This is a genomic window from Rhizobium sp. BK289, from assembly GCF_014193575.1.
GTDB lineage: Bacteria > Pseudomonadota > Alphaproteobacteria > Rhizobiales > Rhizobiaceae > Rhizobium > Rhizobium tropici_C.
Window position 1 is genome coordinate 423,126 of record NZ_JACHZO010000003.1, and the last position, 24,589, is coordinate 447,714.

At 60.8% G+C, this 24,589-nt stretch carries 16 protein-coding genes; 1 reads left to right on the forward strand and 15 read right to left on the reverse strand.

Annotation, left to right across the window (positions count from 1 at the left end):
* Window positions 1-25: 25 nt before the first annotated feature.
* From FHT84_RS08185 to FHT84_RS08240, 12 genes are all read right to left on the reverse strand, one after another.
* Window positions 26-8,536, reverse strand: a complete 8,511-nt coding sequence (locus tag FHT84_RS08185; protein ID WP_183761594.1) for a glucoamylase family protein — start codon at window positions 8,534-8,536, stop codon at window positions 26-28.
* An 881-nt stretch (window positions 8,537-9,417) separates the two neighbouring features.
* Entirely contained in the window at window positions 9,418-9,576 is a 159-nt protein-coding gene (locus FHT84_RS08190) for a hypothetical protein (protein WP_181592308.1), read from the reverse strand.
* A gap of 163 nt (window positions 9,577-9,739) precedes the next feature.
* Window positions 9,740-9,928, reverse strand: coding sequence for a hypothetical protein (locus tag FHT84_RS08195; RefSeq protein ID WP_112341615.1), 189 nt, complete (start codon window positions 9,926-9,928; stop codon window positions 9,740-9,742).
* 160 nt (window positions 9,929-10,088) lie between these two features.
* The gene (locus FHT84_RS08200) at window positions 10,089-10,838 is read right to left on the reverse strand and encodes an ABC transporter ATP-binding protein (RefSeq protein ID WP_112341616.1); all 750 of its coding nucleotides are present in this window, start codon (window positions 10,836-10,838) and stop codon (window positions 10,089-10,091) included.
* Window positions 10,835-11,668, reverse strand: a complete 834-nt coding sequence (locus FHT84_RS08205) for an ABC transporter ATP-binding protein (protein WP_112341617.1) — start codon at window positions 11,666-11,668, stop codon at window positions 10,835-10,837. The genes FHT84_RS08200 and FHT84_RS08205 overlap by 4 nt, the downstream gene beginning before the upstream one ends.
* Window positions 11,665-12,591 carry an ABC transporter permease gene (locus FHT84_RS08210; protein ID WP_113249595.1) on the reverse strand — a complete coding sequence of 309 codons (927 nt, stop codon included), beginning with the start codon at window positions 12,589-12,591 and terminating at the stop codon, window positions 11,665-11,667. Before FHT84_RS08210 ends, FHT84_RS08205 begins: the two co-directional genes overlap by 4 nt.
* Window positions 12,588-13,655 (reverse strand): ABC transporter permease, encoded by a 1,068-nt coding sequence (locus FHT84_RS08215; RefSeq protein ID WP_112341619.1) that lies wholly within the window; start codon window positions 13,653-13,655, stop codon window positions 12,588-12,590. Before FHT84_RS08215 ends, FHT84_RS08210 begins: the two co-directional genes overlap by 4 nt.
* Before the next feature lie 21 nt (window positions 13,656-13,676).
* The gene (locus FHT84_RS08220) at window positions 13,677-15,317 is read right to left on the reverse strand and encodes an ABC transporter substrate-binding protein (protein WP_183761596.1); all 1,641 of its coding nucleotides are present in this window, start codon (window positions 15,315-15,317) and stop codon (window positions 13,677-13,679) included.
* 48 nt (window positions 15,318-15,365) lie between these two features.
* Entirely contained in the window at window positions 15,366-16,424 is a 1,059-nt protein-coding gene (locus tag FHT84_RS08225) for a dipeptidase (protein WP_183761599.1), read from the reverse strand.
* A 187-nt stretch (window positions 16,425-16,611) separates the two neighbouring features.
* The gene (locus FHT84_RS08230) at window positions 16,612-17,637 is read right to left on the reverse strand and encodes an ABC transporter permease (protein ID WP_113249592.1); all 1,026 of its coding nucleotides are present in this window, start codon (window positions 17,635-17,637) and stop codon (window positions 16,612-16,614) included.
* Window positions 17,638-17,669: 32 nt separating this feature from the next.
* The gene (locus tag FHT84_RS08235; protein WP_113249591.1) at window positions 17,670-19,211 is read right to left on the reverse strand and encodes a sugar ABC transporter ATP-binding protein; all 1,542 of its coding nucleotides are present in this window, start codon (window positions 19,209-19,211) and stop codon (window positions 17,670-17,672) included.
* A gap of 73 nt (window positions 19,212-19,284) precedes the next feature.
* On the reverse strand, window positions 19,285-20,214 hold the full coding sequence (locus tag FHT84_RS08240) for a sugar ABC transporter substrate-binding protein (RefSeq protein ID WP_113249636.1): 930 nt from the start codon (window positions 20,212-20,214) through the stop codon (window positions 19,285-19,287).
* A 374-nt stretch (window positions 20,215-20,588) separates the two neighbouring features.
* Here FHT84_RS08240 and FHT84_RS08245 point away from each other — a divergent pair, with 374 nt between their 5' ends.
* Window positions 20,589-21,095, forward strand: a complete 507-nt coding sequence (locus tag FHT84_RS08245) for a DUF1993 domain-containing protein (RefSeq protein WP_112341625.1) — start codon at window positions 20,589-20,591, stop codon at window positions 21,093-21,095.
* 70 nt (window positions 21,096-21,165) lie between these two features.
* Here FHT84_RS08245 and FHT84_RS08250 read toward each other — a convergent pair whose 3' ends face one another.
* The 3 genes from FHT84_RS08250 to FHT84_RS08260 form a co-directional block, all read right to left on the reverse strand.
* A complete protein-coding gene (locus FHT84_RS08250; RefSeq protein WP_183761601.1) occupies window positions 21,166-22,734 on the reverse strand; it encodes an alkaline phosphatase family protein in 1,569 nt (522 codons plus the stop codon).
* Window positions 22,712-23,695 carry a UDP-glucose 4-epimerase GalE gene (galE, locus tag FHT84_RS08255; protein WP_183761603.1) on the reverse strand — a complete coding sequence of 328 codons (984 nt, stop codon included), beginning with the start codon at window positions 23,693-23,695 and terminating at the stop codon, window positions 22,712-22,714. Before galE ends, FHT84_RS08250 begins: the two co-directional genes overlap by 23 nt.
* 150 nt (window positions 23,696-23,845) lie before the next feature.
* Window positions 23,846-24,529, reverse strand: coding sequence for a DUF1275 family protein (locus FHT84_RS08260; RefSeq protein WP_183761606.1), 684 nt, complete (start codon window positions 24,527-24,529; stop codon window positions 23,846-23,848).
* Between the last annotated feature and the right edge of the window lie 60 nt (window positions 24,530-24,589).

Sequence of the window (24,589 nt, forward strand, 5' to 3'; positions counted from 1 at the left end):
GTCGAAGCGAAACAGTGCAGAAACGCTACTGTCCGATCGGATAGCCCTCTTCGGGATGGGCGATCGCCCTGTCATTGATGGTGACCGAGTATCCCGCCGCATCGGGCGCTTTTGAGACGGAAATGCGGTAATTTCCGCCCGGTAACTCGAGATCCGCCGCAAAGCCGTCCCAGTTCGAAGGCAGGGCCGGCTTGACGAAAAGTCGGCCGTTTTTCACGCGGATGCCGAGAATGCCTTCGACAGCGACACGATACAGCCAGCCAGCAGAGCCCGTGTACCAGGTCCAGCCGCCACGGCCCGTCAATTGTCCTTCGCCGTAAATATCAGCAGCAACCACATAGGGCTCTACACGATAGGTATCGGCCTCATCACGATCGCGTGCATGGTTGATCGGGTTCAGCATGTCGAAGCAATGCCAGGCATCGTCGCCGCGATTCATCTCCGCCAGCGCCATGACGACCCAGGTCGCCGCATGGGTATACTGGCCGCCATTCTCGCGCACACCAGGCGGGTAGGACTTGATGTAGCCCGGATCGCGCGCCGATTTGGCGAAGGGCGGCGTGAACAGCCGGATGATACGGTTTTCATCGTCCACCAGCTTGTCGAGAACGGCATTCATCGCCTTCTCGCCGCGCGCCTTGTCGCCTTCGCCGGAGAGAATGTTCCACGACTGCGCGATCGAATCGATCTGGCATTCGAAATTCTCGCTGGAGCCGAGCGGGCTGCCATCGTCGAAATAGCCGCGGCGATAATGACCGCCGTCCCAGCCGGCCGATTCGAGCGCCTTACGCAGTTCCGGCAGATGATCGGACCAGCGCTTGACGCGCTCGTTGTCGCCGCGTGCTTCGGCATAGGGCAGGAAGGCGGTGAGCATGCCGGCCAGGAACCAGCCGAGCCACACGCTTTCGCCGCGGCCCTGGATGCCGACGCGGTTCATGCCGTCGTTCCAGTCACCGCCGAGGATCAGCGGCAACCCGCTGCCTCCCTTGCGCTTGATCGCGAGATCGAGGGCGAGCGCCGCATGTTCGTAGACGCTAACTTTGTCCTGCGACACGGTCGGCTGATAGAAGACGTCATGCGTTCCGGGCATCAGCGCCGCACCTTCGACGAAGGCAAGCTCCTCGTCGAGGATCGATTTGTCGCCCGTCACGGTGCAGTACTGGTCGATGGCATAGGCGAGCCACACGACATCGTCCGAAATATGCGTGCGCACGCCGGCACCGCTGCCCGGCAGCCACCAATGCTGCACGTCGCCCTCGCGGAACTGACGCTGGGCAGCATTGAGGATCTGGTTGCGGGCAAGCTCCGGCTTGTGCACCAGGAACGCCAGCGTATCCTGCAGCTGGTCGCGGAAGCCGAAGGCACCCGACGACTGGTAGAAGGCGGTACGCGACATGATGCGGCAGCCGAGGCTCTGATAAGGCAGCCAAGCGTTGATCATGTTGTTCATCGCCTTGTCCGGCGTCGAGATCTTCACATGGCCGGTGAAGCCATCCCAGAACTCCCGGCCCGCCGCAAGCACGGCCTCGAAATCGGCCTTGCGAATTTCCGAAACCAGCGCGCGGGCCTCTTCGACGGTCGCCGTATCGCCCATATAGAAGCAGATTTCCTTCTGCTCGCCGGCCGCGACGGTCACATCGAAGGCCAGAGCGCCGCAGGGATCGCCATCGAGATCGGTCGAGTTCGAGAGCGCGGCAGCCGTAACGACGGCTTCCGGCATCTGGATGGTGCCGTGACGGCCGATGAACTCACGGCGGCTTGCCGAGAAGCTCGAATGCGTCTCGCTCGCCGCCATGAAGGCAGTCCGCTTGAAGTAATCGATGCTGTAGGGGTTGTTGGCAAACAGCGCACCCGTCTCCTCATCCAGCGTCGACAGGATGAAGGGCCTGGTCTTGTTCTGGTTGGTGCCAAGTACCCATTCCGCATAATTGTAGATCCGCAGCCGCCGGCTGCCGGCGCCATTGTTGCTGAGTCGCAGGCGGAAGAGCTTGACCGGGCGCTCGCGATCGACCGTCTGCGTCAGCTCCAGCGCCACGCCATCCTCTTCGCTCGAGAAGACGGAATAGCCGAGACCGTGACGCGCCTCAAAACGGACCTTCGCATTGCGCGACAGGCCGGCATAGGGTGTCATGACCTTGTTGCTGTCGAGATCGGCGACGTAGAGCGCCTCGCCCGGACGGTTGATGACCATGTCGTTTGTCCAGGGCGTCAGCTGATAGTCGCGCGAATTGTGGCTCCAGGTGAAGCCGCCGCCTTCGGCGGGCACATGGAAGCCGAAGCGCTCGTTCGAGATGACATTGATCCATGGATGCGGCGTCGACTGCCCACCGGGCAGACGAACCACATATTCGCGGCCATCCTTGGAGAAACCGCCATAACCGTTCCAGAAATCGAGATCGTCCTGCGCCTCCAGAGCGTCGGCCGCAAAAACCGACTCCTGCAGCGCTGCCGGCACGGTAAGCCGATTGACCGGCGCCGGCCCATCGGACTGTGCGGAGGCAAACAGCGTCGCCGCACGGGCGATCTGATCGACGAGCTTGCCGTTGCGGGCATGGAAGATCACCCTCGATGCGGCAAGGATCTCCTGGTAGGTCTCGTTTTCGATCTGGTCCTTGCGGACCGAGAAGATGTTCTGCCGGAGACCGTCACCCTGGTTGTGGCGTACGTGCTCGACGAGCTTATCCAGCTCGCGCTGCATGTCCTGGGCCTGCTCGACAGCGCGTTCGTTGACGATTACCAGATCGGCAGTGATGCCGCGTGAACGCAGATATTCCGCCGCCATCAGCGCTTCCCGGGCGATTTCGAGATCGATATCGTCGTTGATGCGCAGGGTGAAGATCGGGAAATCACCCGAGATCGTCACCGGCCAGAGTGCGGACTGCGAATGCAGGCCGGCCTGCACGGTGGCGCCATCGGCACGCAGGTGCATATCCGGATAGACGAGATAGCGGGCGAGCTTCTGGAAGGCGGCCGCCTGCTGCGAGGTGACACCGACATGGCGCATCTGCATCTGTGTGCGCGTCCACGCCTGCGTCAGCTCGATGCCGAAGGTGTCGGGATTGCGGTAACGCTCGACGGCCTTGTCGACCTCCTCGCGGTTCGGGGCGGCAATCGTCCAGAAGATGATGCTGACCTTCTTGCCCGCGGGCACGCGCACGACGCGACGCAGCGACAGGCAGGCGTCCATGGTGAAGCCGTCCGTGCCGGAGAGCGACGCACCCGGATCGAAAGCTGCAGCTTCCGCAAGCGTGCGGCCGCGGCCGAGGAATTTGCGGCGATCGGTTTCGAATTCGGTCGGGCGTTCGGATCCGGCATTGTCGACGACCAGATGGGCGACCGACATGTCAGGCTCGTTATAGTCGCGCTTGTTGCGCTCGGCGCGGAGCACATCGCCGCCATTGCCGATCTCGGTGCGCACGAACATGCGCGTGAAGACCGGGTGACCGGAATCGACGTCATCGCTCGCAAGCGCCGGCTCGAGATAGGAGGTCACTTCGATGAAGCGGTCCTCCGTGCCCATGTTGAGCAGCGTCACGCGCCGGCCTTCGGCATCGTGCTCGGTCGCGACGATGCATTCGACGTCGCTGGTGAGATCGCCGACCGTCTTGCTGTATTCAGCCTTTTCGTCGCTGAACGAGACTTTGGTCTTCTCGCCCTCGATGCTGCGCGGCTCCGCGGTCGCCGACCACCACTGGCCGGAGGCGGTATCGCGCAGGAAGATGAACGTGCCCCAGCGGTCTTCCGTGGGATCGGCGCGCCAGCGCGAGACCGTCAGGCCGTTCCAGCGCGAATAACCGGCGCCGGTCGCCGTCAGCATGACCGAATAATGGCCGTTGGAGAGGAAGGCGAGTTCGCGATCCTGCGTGGCCGGATCGGCGATCTTGCGGATTTCCGGACGCAGCATGTCTTCCTGGATATTGGCCGGCTGGTCGCTCTCGTGCTTGGCGGCCATGACCGGAATATCGCGTGGCGCCTTTTCCTGCAGCAGCAGTTCGGCAGCTTCGATCACCGGATCGGCATGGAAGAGCTCGCGCAGGCGGCCGTTGAAGGCGACGTTGGCGATCGCGGCAATCGACATGCCGTGATGGTGTGCATAGTAGTTGTAGACCACCGCGCACTTCTTGCCTTCCGGAACGCGGGTCGGCGTAAAATCGACGGCATCGTGGAAGCCGTAGATGCCGAGCGCGCCCACTTTGCGCAGTTTCTGCAGGTTTTCGAGCGCCGCAGCCGGACGATACTGGCTGGCGAGGATCGAGGCGTAAGGTGCGATGACGGCATTCTGGCCGAGACCGCGCTTGAGGCCGAGCGAAGGCACGCCGAAATTGGTGTACTGGTAGTGCATGTAGTGGTCGCGAGCATTGAAGGCCGCTTCCGAAATGCCCCAGGGAATATCTGAGCCAAGGCGCTTGGCGTAGTTCATCTGCTCCTGCACGACCAGATTGTTCGTCTGGTTAAGGATACCGCCCTGACGCTCCTGCATGACGAGCGGCGGCATCAGATATTCGAACATCGAGCCCGACCACGAAACCAGCGCGCCGCGCGAGCCGACGGGAACGACCTGGCGGCCGAGACGATACCAGTGCTCGGTCGGCAGATCGCCCTTGGCGATGGCGAAAAGGCTGGTCAGGCGGGCTTCGGAGGCCAGAAGGTCGTAGCAGGCCGCATCGAGCTCGTTGGTTTCGACGCGGAAACCGATGGAAAGCAGGCGCCGCTCCGGACGATAGAGGAAGCCGTATTCCATGCCGAAGGCGAGATCGCGCATCTGGTCGCGCAACTTCGCCAGACGCTGGCGCAGCGAATCCACATTGGCGAGATCGAAGATGCTGTCGGCGATATGGCCTTCACAGACCCTCACCAGCGACTGCGACCAAGTAAGCACCTCGCCGCTCTGCGTCGACTTCACCTCATGGTCGAGGTTTGCCGCAAGTTTCTGGATATCCTGCGCCAGAACCGAAAGGTTGATGACGCGGATGGAAGCGAACTCATGTTCGCGCTTGACGGCGGCGAGCGCGTTCTGGAAGCCGACGATGCGCTCTTCCAGGCGGCGGCGCAGCGGGCGAACCGTCTTGCGGTCGTCTGGGAGCTCGGCAAGGGTTTCGGCAAGAATGCCGGCGACATCGCCGATACCGTCCAGATTGCCCTGCATATGCGCCGATGGTGCTTCCGCCCAGATGCGGCAGGCAGAGGAAACCGCAATCAGGTGGCCGGCAAAATTGCCGCTATCGACGGCCGAGATGTAGCGAGCGCCCATCGGCTTCAGCGTATCGGTGTGATACCAGTTGCACAGGTGCCCGCGGAACTTTTCGAGCTTCGCCACGGTCGCCATGGTCTTTTCCATGCGATCGATGGTTTCCTCGAAGGAGGTCCAGCCGAAGTGACGCGCGGAAATGACCGACAGCAGGTAGACGCCGATATTGGTCGGCGACGTGCGCGAGGCCACGACCGCATTCGGGGTCTGCTGCACGTTATCCGGCGGCAGATGGTTCTGCTGTTCGACGACGAAGGTTTCGAAATAGCGCCAGGTGCGCCGCGCGATCTTGCGCAGTTCGAAGGAGACGCTTTCCGGCACTTCGAGCCTGTCTTCGGTCTCGGCCGACTGACTGACATACCAGGCGATCGCCGGCGACAGGACCCAAAGCAGCGCAAAGGGAATACCGACGAAGAAGGCGTTGTCGCCGGAGAGCGAAGCAAAAGCCAAGGCCAGCAGCGCCAGCACTGGCGCATGCCACATGACGCGGTAGTGGCCAAGGATAGTCGTTTGCGCGGCAGCCTGGGCGCTTGCGGCGGTTCGCCATTGCAGCATCAGCTTGCGGCTGACGAAGGCACGGTAGAGCGAACGGCCGATGGCATCAGCCATGACGCAGGCGGTGTCGGCGATAAAGACGATGCGCAGCGCGACTTGCGCGTTGGCGGCACGGATATCCGACCAGACCGTGTAGAGATGGGCCCGGGCTACGATATCGCTTGTGCGCGGAATGATGCCGTTGATGAGCGACAGCGTCGGCGCGACGAACAGGCAGAAGATCAACAGGATCTGCCAGATGAGCGCCGCCAACGGCTCCATGAAGTACCATCCGAGGACGGAAGCGAAGAACCAGGCGATCGGCGTCAGCGAGCGACGCAGATTGTCCATCATCTTCCAGCGGCCGAGGCCGGTGACGCCACGCTTCGGATTGAAGAGATAAGGAAGCAGCTGCCAGTCGCCGCGCGCCCAGCGATGCTGGCGCGAGACCTCAACTTCGTAGCGGATCGGGAAATCCTCGACGAGTTCGCAGTCGGTGACCAGAGCGCAGCGCGCCATCGAGCCTTCGAGCAGGTCATGGCTGAGAACCGCGTTCTCTTCGATCTTGCCCTTTAGCGACGCTTCGAAGGCATCGACGTGATAGAGGCCCTTGCCGGTGAACGTGCCTTCCTCGACCAGATCCTGATAGACGTCGGAGACGGCGAAGACGTAAGGGTCGAGACCGCGGTTGACCGAGAAGACGCGCTGGAACACCGACGCGTCCTTGCCCGTCGTCAGCGACGGGGTGACACGCGGCTGCAGCACGCCGTAGCCGCGCACGACGCGCTTGCTCTCGGGATCGAAGACCGGGCGGTTGATCGGGTGATGCAGCTTGCCGACAAGCTTCGTAACCGTATCGCGCACCAGACGCGTGTCGGAATCGAGCGTCATCACATACTGGACGTCCTTCGGCACGATATTGGCGCCGGGCAGGAAAGTGGTATCGCGGTCGCCGCGCAGCAGCATGTTCAGCTCGTGCAGCTTGCCGCGCTTGCGCTCCCAGCCCATCCACGCGCCTTCGGACGGATTATAGAGGCGGCGGCGATGCAACAGATAGAAGCGCTGGACGCCATCTTCGTCATAGCGTGCAGCCAAATTGGCGACTTCGCGGCGGGCGTAATCCAAGATTTCCAGATCGCGCTCGCTCTCTTCCTCTTGGCTGTCGGGCCAGTCGCTGAGCAGCGCGTAATAGACTTCGCCGCGTGGATTGGCGAGATAATGGACCTCGAGATTGCGCACGAGTTCGTCGACGCTGTCGCGATTGCCGATCAGTGTCGGTACGACGACCAGCGTGCGGGCTTCTTCGGGAATGCCTTCCTTGAATTCGTAGCCGACGAGGCGCGCCGGCGTCAGATACATGGTGACGAAGAAGTTGAAGAGGCCGGTGGCGCCTTCCGATGCCGGCAGCGAGAACATCAGGAGCAGCAGGATGGTCTCGGCCCAGCCCATGCCGGCATGCAGCATGAAATAGCCGACGATGGCGAGCGCCGCGACACTCAGGAACAGTACTGGCGCCGCGATCGACAGCCAGTTGAGCTTGCGCCACTGGCGCACGAAGCTTACCGAAATCGGCACACGGTAGCCGATCGCCTTCTCCAGCTTCTGCGTCTGCTGGCCCATGATGAAATCGCCGATATTCGGCTCATGCGGCTGGACTTCGCCCGATACCTTGGCCGCCTCGGTCATCGCCATGGCGACCTGGGCGATCTCCATTTCGGTCTTGTCGGAGCGGCGGGCGAGTTTTTCGATACGGCGGCGATAGCTGTTGCGCGAGCCCGGATCGAGCTTGGCATAATCGGTCTCGTCCCAGAGCAGCTTGTCGACGGCACTGACCTCTTCGACCCAGACGGACCAGTCGGTATCGTCGATCAGGCGCAGGCTCTTGATGATGTTGCCCATCGTCACATTACCCGACGACAGCCGATTGTGCTCGGCCATCATGACGCTTTCGGCGTCGGTGCCGGCGTCAGTCAGCCGCTTCTCAAGCCAGGTGACGGCGAGGCCCGACGTATGCGAGCCGTCGCGCAGGCGGTAGAGGAACTGCGTGGCGAAGGTATTGTCCGAGGTATAGGGCTCGAGCGTCTTCAGGAATTCGGCGACCTTGGCGTCGTCATTGAGGCGGATCAGCTCATCGACGGCGGCATTCGCCTTCTTGCGCGTCATGCGGCTCTGCTCGACGCGGCTCGAAATGCGGCGCAGGTTTTCGACAAGGATGTAACGCACCAGCGAGGGAACAGCCCAGAGCTCGCCGATCTTCAGCATCTCCACCGACTGGAAGCCTTCCACCAATGCCAGCAGGCCCTGATTGGAAACCGTGCTGTGGGTGTGAGCGACATAGAGCCAGGCAAGCGCCATGGTGCGCGGCATCACCATGCCGTCGATGGTGATCGTCTGCAGTTGATCGTAGAATTTCTTCGGAAAATCGCGGCGGACTTCCTGAATGGCCTCTTCGATGATGTAGTGGTTGTCGAGCAGCCATTCGGCGGCCGGCGTGATCGATTCACCGGCATCGACATCGGCATTGGCCGAGCGATAGACGCGCAGGATCTCTTTCTCGTTTTCCTTGTGCCGCGCGAAGAAATCGAAGGGCGCAAAGCCTGGCAGCTTGGTTTTCGCGCCGTTGCGGGCAAAGGCCGCGCCGCATTCCTTTATTTGCTCGTTGGAGAAATAGGTGGCGCGGATCGCATCGTTGTGATCGATCTGCTTGGCTTCAGAATCACGTGGCGTAACGGTGGAGAGATTTTGAGATGTCATGGATTCGGGTTCTGGGTCCAAACAGAGTGAGTGGCATTGTCGCCTTTATCGTTTTTGCCCTGCCCGACGCAAGAATTCACGCATTTGGACCCTTTTGCTTCGCTTCCCGGCGGGCGAAGGGGGTGAATTCGAAGTGACGGCTTAGAACAAACATATAAAGGCGAAGATTTTCACGGAGCGTTCTTAAAGATTGCGGCGACTATTCGTCATCATCCAAGAGGTGCCCGTGAAATTGGATACGCGGCCAAATGGTTCCGGCAGCGATCCGCACAGGTCAACGACAATCTATCAAGGTCATGAGGCATTCTCCCTGGGCTGATTCATCCCGTTTCGGAAATTCAGCATGGTTCGGAATATTGAACCCTCAATATCCCGCAGAAGATGAACTTAAACTGAACCCCATAAAAAGATTCGCAAATTCCTGTCGGGACGCATCGCTTTCGAAACGGTTCACAGGCTGATCGATTGGCCGCCGCCCGCCGACGCGCAGAACTCCGGCCCCTTCGGTCCCAACTGCCATACGAAAACGGTGCTGCTCACGATCAGGGAAAATGCGCAATGCGCAAGAGCCTTTTGATCCCCTCCGTGCCGCCGGGCCATGATCGCGCCGACCGCTCTCTCGAATGCTCTTTATTTTCGGGAAGTTTACCGTTTCTGTGCGGCATATTCTATCGGCCAGGCAAATTTTCTTTGCCCGGCGAAGTTCTGCCAGCGGGAGAAAGGGAGAGTTGCTGTGAAATGAAACAGAATATCCGCCAGGTCGGCCCGTATCCGGCGCCCGGCAATCCCAGCTCTGCCTGGCCCTTAACGCCGCGAAAGGCGCGGCAAACAGGACCATGCTGCGCGGGCGGCATGGGCTACCGCCCCGAAAAGCATCGCGTTTAGACGACGATGCCGCAAACGATGGCCGCAACGAATAGGAATGCGGCGGAGAAGAGGGCGACATGGATCGCCGTCTGTATCTTGTGCCGCGTCTGTGCGGCGCGCTTGGAACCATCGAACTGATTCACATGCGTATTCGAAATACCCAAATTCGCCATGTGTTGCCTCCGTTCGTTTCTTATATGTCTCTCAGGTCAAACCCTGGGACGATTATTCATATATTTTCTATCAACTAGGTAGAGATGAATTTCCGTCCAGAGCGCCAGCTGAGAAAAATTAAACCACTGGATTTCGAGGACCCGAAAGATCGGCAATGCCAATTCAGCAAAGAATGCGGCGGGCCCAAATCAAGCTGCGCTCGATAGCGCTGGTATCGGCCGCCTGCTCTTCGGCAGATCCGGCCTGGCGGCGGATGTTTTCGTCGGAAAGAGAGGCAGACCGTGCACCTTCCTGCTTCGCCGGAACCGGCGGATGAAGATAGCCCATGGTCATGCCACCCATGAAAAACATGCCTGCCTCCACTTAACGTCTGACCCCTTATCGGGATCACGAAAGTTAACTGCCATTAACGAGATCATGACAGAATTGCGGCGGGTGTCAATAGTCTATACGATTGGTCGTGTTTACCCGTCCCATTCGTTAACGCGGCAAGGCTCAAGGTGTCGCCCACTCAGGCGCGGACGAACCCCTTGCTGGCGATCATCAGATTGCGGGTGTAATCTTCTTTCACGTCGCCGGCTGCCAGCTCCTTTGCGGTCAGCCTCTCGACGACCGCGCCGTTGCGCATGACGGCCAAGCGCTCGCACATATGGGTGACGACGCCGAGATCGTGGCTCACCATCACGAAGGTCAGATGGCGGTCCCTGCGCACCTGTTCGAGCAGATTGAGCACCTCGGCCTGCACCGATGCATCGAGCGCCGAAGTCGGCTCGTCGAGCAGCAGGATCGACGGCTCGACGATCAGCGCGCGCGCAATCGCAACGCGCTGGCGCTGGCCACCGGAGAGCTGGTGCGGATAGCGAAAGCGGAAGCCTTTTCCGAGGCCGACTTCATCCAGCGCCCTGGCGATCCGGGTCTCCGTGTCGCCGATCCCATGAATCGACAAAGGCTCCAGCAGCAGTCGGTCGATCGTCTGGCGCGGATGCAGGGAACCGTAGGGGTCCTGAAACACCATCTGCACCTGACGATAGAAGGCCTTGCTGCGCCTGGCGCCCTTCAGCTGCTCGCCGCCGACACGGATCGTGCCGTCGGTAACGGGCGCGAGGCCCGCAACGGCGCGCAGCAGCGTCGACTTGCCGGAGCCGGACTCGCCGACCAGGCCGAAGGATTCGCCCTTGTTCACGTCGATGCCGACGGCATCGAGCGCATAATAGCCATCATAGACGACGCTGAGGCCATCAACTGCGAGTGCTGTCGTCATGCCGCCCACTCCGGCTTGCGGTCGAGCACCGGCAGCGGATGCCGGTTTTCGCCGATAACAGGCATGCAGTTCAGCAGACCGCGCGTATAGGGATGCTGGGCATTGTTCAATTCGGAAGCCTTGAGCTCTTCCACCACCTTACCTGCATACATGACGATCACGCGGTCGCAGAAGGACGACACCAGCCGCAGGTCGTGCGAGACGAAAATCAGCCCCATGCCGCGCTCGGAGACAAGCTTGTCCATGATCTTGAGCACGTCGAGCTGCACCGTGACATCGAGCGCGGAAGTCGGCTCGTCGGCAATCAGCAGCTCCGGCCCGGCGATGAGCATCATGGCGATCATGACGCGCTGGCCCATGCCGCCCGAGACCTCGTGCGGATGCAGGTCGTAGACGCGGCCGGGATCGCGGATCTGCACCGCTTCCAGCATGGCCATGGCACGGTCGCGGGCCTCGGCCTTGCTCACCTTTTCATGGGTGCGTAGCGTCTCGGTGATCTGCCGGCCGATGGTCATGACGGGATCGAGCGAATATTTCGGGTCCTGCAGCACCATGGCAATGCGCTTGCCGCGCAGTGACCGGCGCTCCTTGGCCGAGATCGACAGCAAGTCGATGCCGCTGAAATTCAATCTGTCGGCGGTGACGATGCCATGCGGCGGCGTCAGCCCCATGATGGCGCGGCCGGTCTGCGATTTGCCGGATCCGCTCTCGCCGACGATGCCGAGCCGCTCACGACCGAGCGTGAAGGACACACCGCGTACGGCGTCGATGACGCCGGTGCGGGTCGGATAACGAACCCTCAAGTTCTCGACGGTCAAAAGTGTCGTCATTGCCCGCTCTCCTTCGGATCGAGCGCGTCGCGCAGGCCGTCGCCGAGCAGGTTGAAGCCGAGGCTGACGATAAGGATCGCAATGCCGGGCATGGCCGCCACCCACCATTGATCGAGATAGTATTTGAAGCCGCTTGCGATCATCACGCCCCACTCCGGCAGCGGCGGCTGCGCACCAAGACCAAGGAAGCCGAGGCCGGCGGCCGTCAGGATGACGCCGGCCATGTCGAGCGTGACGCGGACGATGACCGAGGAGATGCAGAGCGGCATGACATGGCGGAAGATGATGCGCAGCGGCGAAGCGCCCATGAGCTGCACGGCGGCGATATAGTCCGAACGCCGCACCGTCATCGTTTCGGCCCGCGCCAGGCGCGCATAGGGCGGCCAGGAGGTGATGGCGATAGCGATCACGGCGTTCTCGATGCCGGCGCCGAGCGCACCGGCAAAGGCAAGCGCCAGCACCAGCTTCGGAAAGGCAAGGAAGATATCGGTGATGCGCATCAGGATCACATCGACCCAGCCGCCCAGATAGCCCGACACCATGCCGATGATCAGCCCGATCGGCGCCGAGATGATCGCGACCAGGACGACGATATAGAGCGTCCAGCGCGACCCGTAGATGAGGCGCGAAAGGATATCGCGGCCGAGATCGTCGGTACCGAGAAGATAACCCGGCGTGCCGGGCGGTTTCAGATAGGCATTCGTGAGATCGCCAATGACGGGCGAATGCGGCGCGATCACATCGGCGAGCGCCGCCACAAGCACGAGCGCAACGATGATCAGCAGTCCGATGACGGCCAGGCGATTAGCGGAGAACTGCCGCCAGGTGACATAGGCGCGCCCTAGCCTCGCCTGCCGGCGCGACTGTGGCCGATCGGAGAGCAGCCAGTCCCTCAAGCTGGGTTGGGTGGTCTCGACAGTCATTTACGTCGGGTCCTTGGGTCGAGTGTCCGATACAGAAGATCGGAAATCAGATTGATGCCGATGAACACCGTGCCGACGACGATCGTGCCGCCGAGAACGGCATTCATGTCGGCATTGCGCAGCGAACTGGTGATATAGAAACCGATGCCTGGCCAGGAGAAGACGATCTCCGTCAGCACGGAGCCTTCGAGCAGCCCGGCGTAGGAGAGCGCAATCACCGTGATCAGCGGCACGGCGGCGCTGCGCAATGCATGGCCCCAGATCACCCGCGTCTCGGAAAGACCCTTGGCGCGAGCGGCCACGATATATTCCTGCCCCAGTTCGTTCAGCATGAAGCTGCGGGTCATACGGCTGATATAGGCGAGCGAAAAATAACCGAGCAGCGATGCCGGCAGGATGATGTGGCGGAACACGTCCCAGAAGACGTCCCATTGGCCCTGCATGGCGCTATCGAGCAGGAAGAAGCCCGTGACCGGCGTGAAACTATATTCATAGGCGATGTCGATGCGGCCGGGATAGGCGACCCAGTTCAGCTTCGCATAGAAGATGACGAGCGAGACCATGGCCAGCCAGAAGACCGGCACCGAATAGCCGACGAGGCCGATCACGCGGACGATCTGGTCGATCATGCTGTTGCGACGCACCGCGGCGAGCACACCGAAGGGAACCCCGAACAAGGCGCCGATGATCGTGCCAACGGTGGCGAGCTCCATCGTCGCGGGGAAGACGCGCCTGATGTCATCCATGACCGGATTGGTCGTCAGCACAGACGTCCCGAAATCGCCGCTGAGTGCGCTCAGCAGATAGTAATAGAACTGCAGATAAAGCGGTTCGTCGAGATGCATCTCGCGCCGCAGACGCTCCAGCACCTGCTGCGGCGCGTGATCGCCGGCGATCGCAAGCGCCGGATCGATCGGTATGACGCGCCCGATGAAAAAGGTGACGGCCAGAAGGCCGAGATAGGTGGTGACGGCCACGACAAGGAATCGCAGCAGACCCATGAAAAAGGGAGCGGCACGGCCCTTTTTGGGCCGCACCTGCATTTTCCGTTCGACAGTGCTCAAAGACCTAGTCCTGCCGGATCATCACTTGGAGATCGGCCAGACGAAGTTGTTGTCGAAGCTCGGACCGAGCTTGAAGTCCTTCACGTCCTTGCGATAGCCGGCGACTTCCGTCTGCTGATAGAGGATGATGAAGGGGCTTGCTTCCAGGAATTTCTTCTGGATGTCCTCATACATGGCGCCGCGCTTGGCCGCATCGCCTTCAAAGAGCGCCGCCTTGGCCTGCTTCTCCAGTTCGGGAGAGGTCCAGGTGTTGCGCCACACGAGCGTCTTGTTGCTGCTGGTATCGGAATTGTCGTCGTTGGTGGTGAAGGTATCGGCGTTGGAATGGGGATCCCAATAGTCCGGGCCCCAGTTGCCGAAGTAGATATCGTGGTTGCGGGCACGATATTTGGTCAGCTTCTGCTTACCGTCGCCGGGGATGATCTCCACCTTGATGCCTGCTTGGCCGAGCGTCTGTTGGATCGCGGTCGCGATGCCCGTATCCGGCTCGATGCTGCGCACGTCCATGGTGATCGAGAAGCCATTGGGCAGGCCTGCCTTGGCCAGCAATTCCTTGGCCTTGGCGACGTCAAGCTTGAACGGATTCTCATCCAGCGAGCCGAGCATGCCCTTCGGTTCGAAGGTCTGATGGATCTCGCCGATGCCCTTGATCAGCGTCTTGCCGATGGCATCATAATCGACCAGATATTTGAACGCCTGCTGCACTTCCGGCTTGGCCAGATTGGCGTTCTTCTGGTTGAGGCTCATATAGTAGATGGTGCCCTTCGGCGCGCTGGTCGAAGCAAGCTTCGGGTTCTTCTCGACAGCCTCGAGATCGGTCGGCGACAGGTTGCGGGCGATATCGATATCGCCGTTCTCCAGCGCAAGGCGCTGTGCGGAGCTTTCCTTCATGAAGCGATAGATGACGCGGTTCAGCTTGGTCTTTTCGCCGTAATAGTTGTCGTTGCGCTCCAGCACGACGGCCTCGTTGGCGCGCCATTCACGCAGCTTGAACGGACCGGAACCGGCAAATCCGGTCTTCAGCCAGCTGTTGCCGAAGTCGTTGTCGTATTTGTAATCGGCGGTCGGCGTTGCCGGCTTCACATGTTGCAGGACCAGCTTCTTGTCGACCACTTCGGCAACAGTTGCCGTCAGGCAGTTCAGCACGAAGCTCGGCGCATAGGGCTTGTCGACAGTGAAGGTGAAGGTGTTCGCGTCGGTTGCCTTGGCCTTTTCCGTCACGTTATCGCCGGTGATGCCGAACTGCGTGAGAATGAAGGCCGGGCTCTTGTTTAGCTTGACGACACGCTCGAAGGACCATGCAACGTCTTCAGCCGTGATCGGGTTACCGGACGCGAACTTCAGGCCGGGCTTCAGCTTGAACGTATAGGTCAGGTGATCGTCGGAAACCGTCCAGCTCTCGGCAAGGTCACCCTTGATCTTCGACGTATCGTTGATGTCGAGACGGACGAGCAGGCTATAGGTATTGCCGGTGATTTCGGCAGCCGACAGCTCATAGGCTTCGGCCGGATCCATGCTTAGAATATCGTCGAAGGCAAAGCCCTCGACCAGCGTGTCCTTGGGCGTCGCAGCATATGCGTTCGGCGTCGCCATCAACAGAAGCGAGAGAGCCACACCGGCAGACAGTGCGCGCAAACCGCGGTTCATCTTGGTCATCATCATTATTCTCATTCCCCTCTTAACAAACTTTACGCAATATCGGCACGCACTTTATCGGCTGCCTTCCTTCCAGGCGGACGCCAGGACGCGAAGCCAGTTCTCCCTGCACAGCTTTGCAAGATCGGCCTCACCATAACCAGCACTGCGAAGGGCTTCAATCAGCTTCTGGTTGCCCGCGGCATCGCCGATTTCAGCCGGAATCGTGGCGCCGTCGAAATCCGATCCGAGACCGACGCAGTCGATGCCGACGCGGCCGACCAGATGATCGACATGCCGCACCATCACCTCGAGCGGCGTATCGGCATCCGAGCGCGCATCGTCGCGCAGCATGGCCGTCGCATAATTGAGGCCGACGATGCCGCGGCTTTCCTTGATGGCGTCGAGCTGCTTGTCGGTGAGGTTGCGTGCGACGGGCGTCAGCGCATGCGCGTTGGAATGGCTCGCGACCAACGGCAGATCCGAGGTCTTTGCCACATCCCAGAAGCCTTTTTCGGTGATATGGGCGAGATCGACGAGGATGCCAAGCTGATTGCACGCGCGAACCAGCGCGAAGCCGGCCTCGGTCAGGCCGGGTCCGGTGTCGGGAGAGCTCGGATAAGCAAAGGGCACGCCATGAGCAAAGACGTTGTTGCGGCTCCAGACCGGGCCGAGTGAGCGCAGGCCGGCTGCATAGAAGGTTTCGAGCGCGACGAGATCGGCGTCGATCGCTTCGCAGCCTTCCATATGCATGACCGCAGCGAAAATGTTTTTCTCCATGCAATCACGGATATCTGCGGTGGAACGGCAGAGCTTCCAGGCGCCGGCACGGTCGAGCCGCAGCGCGATCGCCGCCATTTCGAGAGCAATATCGAGGGAAGGCGCACGCTCCAGCGGAACCGCCAAAGGCGTAGCATAATGGCCCTTGCTATCCGGATCGGCAAAGACGAGATCGCCCGACGGAATGTAAATGGCGCAAAGACCGCCGGCCAGGGCGCCGGCACGCGCACGCGGCGCATCGATATGGCCGCTAGACGTCCCGTCCTTGAATTCGGCGACCGGGTCGGCGCCATCGCGCGCGTGATGCCAGAGCCTCAAGAGAACGTCGTTATGACCATCGAATACGGCTTGCATTGTCTATCCCGGATGAAGCGCTCGAGTGAGCGAATGGAAAGCGGGCAGAATAGAAAAGCTGACAGGATTCGCCATACCCAAATGAAAAAAATTTGCATTTGCATGGAACCGTATATTCAAATGGAAAAAGGCGGGGCAAAAACCCCGCCTTGAGAGCATGATAGAACGCTGACGATGTTCGGGCGTTTCAGCGCTTGGCCCGCTTCTTCTGGCGGTAGACGTCGATGGCAACGGCCGCGACGATGATGAAGCCCTTGGCGATTTCCTGGTAATAGGCATCGACGTTGAGGAAGGTGAAGCCGGAGATCATCACGCCGAGAATGACGGTGCCGATCACCGTGCCGGCAATACGCCCGACGCCGCCCGTCAGCGACGTCCCGCCGATGACGGCAGCCGCGATCGCATCCAGCTCGTAGTTGACGCCCATGCCGGCCTGCGCCGTCTGCACCCGGGCGGCAGTAATGATGCCGGCGAGACCGGCGAGAAGCCCGGCAATCGCATAGACCTTGACCAGATGCGCCTCGACATTGATGCCCGATACGCGCGCCGCCTGCAGATTGGCGCCGATCGCATAGGTGAACTTGCCGTAGCGCGTGTAGCGCAGCACGATATGAAAGAGGACCGCGATGATGAGGAAGACGACGACGGGCCAGATGCCGGAGCCGATGAAATTGAACTGGTCGGTGAGGCCCGAGATCGGCTGGCCCTTGGTATAGAGCTTCGACAGGCCGCGGGCCGAAACCATCATGCCGAGGGTGGCGATGAAGGGCGGGATCTTGGTTTTCGTGATCAGCTGGCCGTTGATGTAGCCGGCGAGAAGCCCGATCAGCAGGCCGATGCCGATCGGCACGAAGAAGGGCATGTCGGTCAATGCCGGGTAGACGGCCCTTGCCCATGTCGACGACTGGGCAAAGCTAGCAGCGACCATCGCGGTGAGACCGACGACCGAGCCGGAGGAGAGATCGATACCACCTGTTATGATGACCTGCGTCACGCCGACCGAGATGATGCCGATGACCGAGACCTGCAGGATCATGATCTTCAGGCGCTGCAGGTTCATCAGGAAGCTCTGGCCGACGAAGATCCAGCCGAGAATCTCGCAGAGAAGCGCAATGCCGATCAGCACCAGGAAGATGCCGAGTTCGGGCGGCACACGGCGACGTCTTGGCCGGGTGACTGCCGGGGCGGCCGCCTCTGCAACTTTGCTAACCATGGTTCAATCCTCCCTTGCGATGATTGGCAGCGTCACTGCGCGGCCAGCTCCATCACCTTCACTTGAGTTGCTTCTGCGCGATCCAGGAATCCGGTGACCCGTCCTTCATGCATGACCATGATGCGGTCGCTCATGCCGAGCACCTCGGGCATTTCCGAGGAGATCATGATGACGGCGACGCCGTTGCGTGCCATTTCGGTAACGAGACGATGGATCTCGGCCTTGGCACCGACGTCGATGCCACGCGTCGGCTCGTCCAGGATCAGAATGCGGGGATTGGTGAGCATCCACCGGCCGATCAGTGCCTTCTGCTGATTGCCGCCGGACAGATTTTCGATGCGTTCGTCAAGGTTTGGCGTCTTGACGCGCAACTTCCTAGCCATCTCCTCGCAGGCCTCTTCGATCGCGCCTTCCTGCACGAAGCCGCCGCGCACGAACTTGTCGTGCAGCACGGCCACCTGCATGTTCTCGAGCACGCTGAGGATGAGAAGACAGCCCGTATCCTTGCGGTCCTCGGTCAGGAAGGCCATGCCATGACGAATAGCAGCGGCTGGAGAGGTGATTTCGGTCTTCTTGCCGAACAGCTCGATCGTGCCGGACGAGGCCGGCGTCACGCCGAAGATGGTCTCGGCGACATTGGACCGGCCCGATCCGACAAGCCCGGCCACGCCGAGGATCTCGCCGGCCCTAACGTCGAAGGACACATTGGAGAAGACGCCCTCGAGGCTCAGATCCTTGACCGACAGCACGGTCTCGCCGATCGGCACCTCCTCCTTCGGGAACATCTGCGTGATCTCGCGGCCGACCATCATGCGGATGATATCGTCGCGGGTCACGTCGGTGGAGGCGTGCGTGCCGATATATTTGCCGTCGCGGAAGACCGAAAACTCGTCGGCGATCTCGAACAGCTCGTTCATCTTGTGGGTGATGTAGACGATGCCGATGCCCTGGGCGCGCAAGTCGCGAATGATCTGGAAGAGGTGCGCAACCTCGCGCTCGGTCAGCGCCGAAGTCGGCTCATCCATGATCAGCACGTCGGAATTATAGGAAACCGCCTTGGCGATCTCGACCATTTGCCGGCTCGCGACGGAAAGCTCGCGCACCTGGATTTCCGGATCGATGGAAATGTTGAGGCGCTGGAAAAGCTCCTCGGTCTTGCGGCTCATCTCCGCATGGTCGACGAGGCCGAAGCGGTTTTTCGGCTCACGCCGGATCCAGATATTTTCCGCAACCGTCATGAAAGGCATCAGGTTCAGTTCCTGATGGATCATGGCAATGCCGTTTTCCAGCGCGTCGAGCGGTGACTTCAGCCGGATCTCGACACCCTTCAGCAGCACTTCGCCCTGGTCGGGGATATAAATGCCGGCAAGGATCTTCATCAACGTCGACTTGCCCGCACCGTTTTCGCCCATCAGCGCGTGCACCGTCCCGCGCTTCAGGCGGAAGGAAACGTCATCGAGGGCGAGCACGCCGGGAAACTCCTTGCGAATGCCTTCCGCGCTCAACAGGTAGGTGGCGTTGGGAACAACGCCGCTGGCGCGCACCGCCGCCATGGTGGATGGGCTCACAACCATTTTTCCCTCCCGGGCAGATCGGATTTCAAAGGATGCGGGCCTTTAAGCCCGCATCCGTCGATCATTTTCGTTCTCAGTTCTTCTTGACGAAGTCCTTGACGTTGGCCGGCGTGACGAGCTGGAAGGGAATGTAGACCTTCTTCTCGATCTTCTCGCCCTTGGCGAGCTTGAGCGCGGCATCGACTGCGCCCTTGCCCTGGCCGGCGGCATCCTGGAACACGGTGACCTTCAGGTCGCCGGCCTGCATGGCGGCAAGCGCGTCCTGCGTGGCATCGACGCCGGCAACCACGATCTTGTCCAGCGACTTGCCGGAAGCCTTCAGTGCCTGGATGGCGCCGATCGCCATTTCGTCGTTGTTGGAGATGACGGCATCGAATTCGAGGCCGCTGGAAAGCCAGTTGGTCATCAGATCGGCACCCTGGGTGCGCTGCCAGTTGGCGGTCTGCTCCTGAACGATCTGAATGCCCTTGCACTCGTCGGTCGCCACCACATCATGGACGTCCTTGGTGCGCATGCGGGCAGCCTGGTTGGAAAGCTCGCCCATCATGATGACGGCCTTGCCCTTGCCACCCAGCAACCGGCAGACTTCCTTGGCTTCCAGCGTGCCGGATTCCTGCTCGTTGGAGGCGACGAAGGCCTGTTTGTCCGGGAGGCTGTCGACGTTGGCCGGTTCGCGGTTGACGTAGACGAGCGGGATCTTGGCGTCGGCGGCGAGCTTGGAAATGGCAGCCGTCGCATCGGTGTCGACCGGATTTACGATGATGGCATCGACCTTACTGGCGATGAAATTCTGGATCTGGCTCTGCTGCTTGGCGATGTCGTTCTGAGCATCTTCCACCTGCAGCGTCACGCCGCTCATGCCCTTTGCATAGTCCTGCATGCCGTTGCGCAAGACGGTCAGAAAGTTGTCGTCGAAGAGCGCCATGGAAACGCCGATGGTTTCGGCATGGGCTGCGGTCGACAGCATAAGCGCCATCGCGGAGCCAAGGATAAATTTCTTCATGTTTTCCTCCCAGATACGGTGCCCGGCCACACCCTCCTGAATGCCGGGGCCCTCAGTCTCGACCGCAGGGCCTGTCGTCAATTCGGTCGTCACTCCCATGACGGCCACGTTGAAAAAAAACGGAACAAACAAACCGTAAAATTCTTTATGCGGAATATTCATTCCATTTTTCATCGCAAAGGTCAACACCAAATTCCGGCCGCGTTACGGGAACCCGCGAAGACGGATTTTATCGCCGGCACTGCTGCAAGACGCGAAGGCCGAACCTACATACGGACGCCCTGCGTGATGGAACGGTTATTCCATCAACGCCGGAACGGAATAGAATGTCGATAACCAACCTGCCCCAGCGCGGCAAGCAAGGGAGAACACGCATGCCTTCGATGTACAATTTCTCGGTTCCCATCTTTCAACGCGGCCTGCAAAACCTCTCCGCCTATCTCGACAAGATCGAAGCCCATGCCGCGGAGAAAGGCATTGCGGCGGAGGAACTCGTTTCCGCTCGCCTCATCGACGACATGCTGCCGCTCTCCGGCCAATATCAGCGCGCCTCCGATACGGCGAAGCTCACCATTGCGCGACTTACCGGCATCGATGCACCGCGTTTCGAAGACAACGAGACGACCGTCGCAGACCTGCGGGAACGCCTGAAGAAGACGCAGGATTTTCTGGCGACGATCACGCCGGCCACGATGGAAGGCAGCGACATGCGGGAGGTGACGATCACACCCGGAGGCAACAAGACCGTCTTCAAGGGTGAGGATTACCTGGCGAAATTCGCGTTGCCGAACTTCTTCTTCCACGTGACGACGGCGCACGACATCCTGCGCAGCCGTGGGCTGCCCGTCGGCAAGATGAACTATCTCGGCTCGTTCGCCTAACGAGCAATACCAGGAAAACTGCGCAGCGGTTTTTGTCCGGAATTGCGTAAAAGCAAATGACAGAAGCTGGTCAGGGCCGGAGCGATACCGGCCCTTTTTCCGTCAGCTCCGTATAGGCAAGCGTCTGGTCCAGATGCCGGGCGCGAAGGGAGAGAAGCTTTTCGGCATAGGCGAGCCTGATTGCCAGATAGGCGCCATCTTCAGCGACATTGGACAGCTCCGCCGGATCCTTCGCAAGATCGAAGAGCAGCGGCGGCAGCCCGGCGCAATGGACATATTTGAAGCGCTCGTCGCGCATAACAGCCAGATTGCAGGCATTGGACCGCAAGCCGAAATGCCGCTCGGGAATGCCCTCGGCAATATCGCGGAAATCGAACTCCCAGAAAGCCGTATCGCGCCAGTTTTCCGGTTTGGAACCGGAGAGGAACGGCAGCAGGCTTTCGCCGTCGACATGGTTTACCGGCGCGATCCCGAGCCGGTCGCACAGGCTTGGGAAAATATCCGCGGCACTGGTGAAATGCTCTACCTGCCGGCCATGCGTTGCGGGCTGGGAGGGATCGCGAATGACGAGCGGAACATGATAGCTGCCATCGAAGAAACCGCCCTTACCGAGCATCCAGTGGTCGCCCATCATCTCCGCATGGTCCGAGGTGAAAACGATGACGGTATCGTCCCAGTCGCCGGCATCCTTCAATGCCTGCCAGATCCGGCCAAGCTGCGCGTCGACTTCGGCGATCATGCCGTAATAGATGGCGCGGATCGCCGCAAAATCCTCAGGCGTCCACTCATCGATGGAGCCTTTGCCGCCATGTATGAAGCTGCCCTTGCCGATCAGCGGCAGGCCGAAGGCAAGCAGCGGATGCGCTGCCATCTCCGTCTCGCGATCGGCGGCGCGCGCGAAAGCCGGGCCGTCAGCCGTCGAGAACATGCGGTTATAGGGCTCTGGTACCGAGAAGGGCGGGTGCGGCCGGAGGAAAGAAACATGCGCGAACCAGGGCTGATCCTGCTCTCCAAGCCAGCGGATGAACTCGCCCGCCAGAAAGGCCGTCTGCGTCTCCTCCTTGGAATAGGCAGGCGCGTTGCTGGAAATCTCGCCGGGCTGGGCACCGACCGGAACATGGATATCGCGACTGACGGCATCGGCATGGCCGCGCGAGCGCAGCCAGGAGAGCCATTGCTTTTCGTGTTCGGGCAGAAGCTGCCGCGCCGTGAAGCCGGGCAGCACGCCCTCATAGGTCGTCAGATGCGGATCACGGGGATCGCGGCCACGTGGATCGGGCGCCGTGTCCGTATAGCCGAACAGCGTCGGGTCATAGCCTGCCCGGCGTGCGGCAAGCGCGATATTATCGAAACGAGCATCCAGCGGCGAACCATTGCGGCAAACGCGATGGTTCATCTGGTAAAGGCCAGTATAAAGCGTCGCCCGTGCTGGGGAACAGGGGGCCGTTCCGGCATAATGCTGCCGGAAGAGCACGCCTTCTCGCGCGAGCGCATCGACATTCGGCGTCCTGACGCATTCATGACCGACGGCGGAGAGACAATCTCCCCGCCATTGATCCGCCGAGATCAGCAGAACGTTCGGGCGTTTGCCCCCAACACCGGCGAAAGAACGCTGCTCAGTGCTGGTTGGACTTGGCATGCCAGTTCCAGGCGGATTGGATGATCTCGGTCAGATCATATTGCGGCGACCATCCGAGAATATCGCGAGCCTTGTCGTTGTTGGCGACCAGCGTCGTCGAATCGCCCTCGCGGCGGCCGACATATTCGACCGGGAACGGTCGGTTGGACACGGTCTCGATCGTTCCGAGCAATTCCTTCACCGTCGTGCCGGTGCCCGTGCCGAGATTGAGCGCGACGGAATCGCCGCCATCAAGCAGATATTCCACGGCGCGGACATGGGCGTCGGCAAGATCGAGGACATGGATATAATCGCGCACGCAGGTGCCGTCGCGCGTATCATAATCGCTGCCGAAGACCTTGAAGCCCTGGCGCCTTCCGAGCGCCGCATCGATGGCGAGCGGGATCGCATGGGTTTCCGGCGTATGCCACTCGCCGATGCGCCCCTCGAAATCGGCGCCGGCCGCATTGAAATAGCGCAGAATGACGGAGCGCAGCCCCTTGTATTGGTCATAATCCGCCAGCGCCTGCTCGACGATATATTTCGTGCGGCCGTAAGGGTTGATCGGAACCTGCCGGTGGCTCTCATCGAGCGGCACGCTCTGCGGCAGACCGTAGGTCGCGCAGGTGGAGGAAAAGACGAAGGCTTTCACACCGGCCGCCTGGGCAGCCGAGAGCAAGGTCAGCGTGCCGACAACATTGTTTTCGTAGAAGGCGACGGGATCCTTGACCGACTCGCCGACCTCGATCAGCGCGGCAAAATGCAGGATCGCGGCAGGCTTGTGCTTGGCCAGCACCTCGTCGAGACGGGCGCGATCACGAATATCGCCTTCCTCGGCCGGACCCCATTTGACGAATTCGCGATGCCCATTGGAGAAATTGTCGTAGACGACGGGTTTGAACCCCTTGTTCGCCAGATCCAGACAAGTGTGCGAACCGATATATCCGGCTCCGCCGACCACAAGCACCGTTTCTCCTGCCATGACCATCCCTTCTTAACTCACAAGGATTTGCCGCCCCAAGCGCGGCGGACCAGCTCGATCCGACGCGTACACTTAGAGAGCTGTAGCCGACTTGCAAGACGGGAGGAAGGTGCAAGATCAGCAAGATCAGGAATGGGCGGAGGCGAAAAGCTAAGCCGGCTTCGTGTCGGCTCTGCCGGTATGCATGAGAATTCCGGCCAGTGCCAGCACCGGCGGCAGCAGGAAACAAGCCATGCCGACGAACAGGAAAAGCGCCGCCGCCATCGCACAGCCCAGCGCAAAGCCGCCGACGGCGGCACCCATGCGGGCAAGCCGTGCCGTCGTCGCCGCTTTCTCCTCGGGCGTGGCACCGCGCAGGAGATCGGCGATATCGATCATGATCTGAGTTGTCGTACCCGTCATCATCGTCGTAGGCGGTGTCGAGCCGAGGTGAATACGATGCGCCGTCGTCTGGATCGCCATCGCCGCAATGAGCACCATGCCTGTGACGGTCGGCTGCCAATCATCACCATCGGCAAAGGGTCCGAAGCGAATGGCGAAGATCGCTGCCAGTATCAACAGCAGGAGTTTCAGCGACAGCATGATCCGCAGCGTCGGCAAATTGCGCCGCGTCAGATCGCTCCCAACTAGGCGGGCAAGAACGACGACGACGCAGAAAACCGGCAAAGCCAGGAGCTTTGCCACCGCACCCGAGGCTCCAACCGCCAAGGTGGCGCCAAGGGTCACGAAATTGCCCGTGACATGGGCGGTGAACAACCCATGAAGCGCCAGAAACCCGGCGGTGTCGACATAACCGCCATTGATGCTCAAAAGGGTGGACAGGCTTGGCTTCATCGCTTTCTCGCTCGCTTTTATCGTGTCGGACCTTATCGCGTTGAATAACCTTCGATGTCG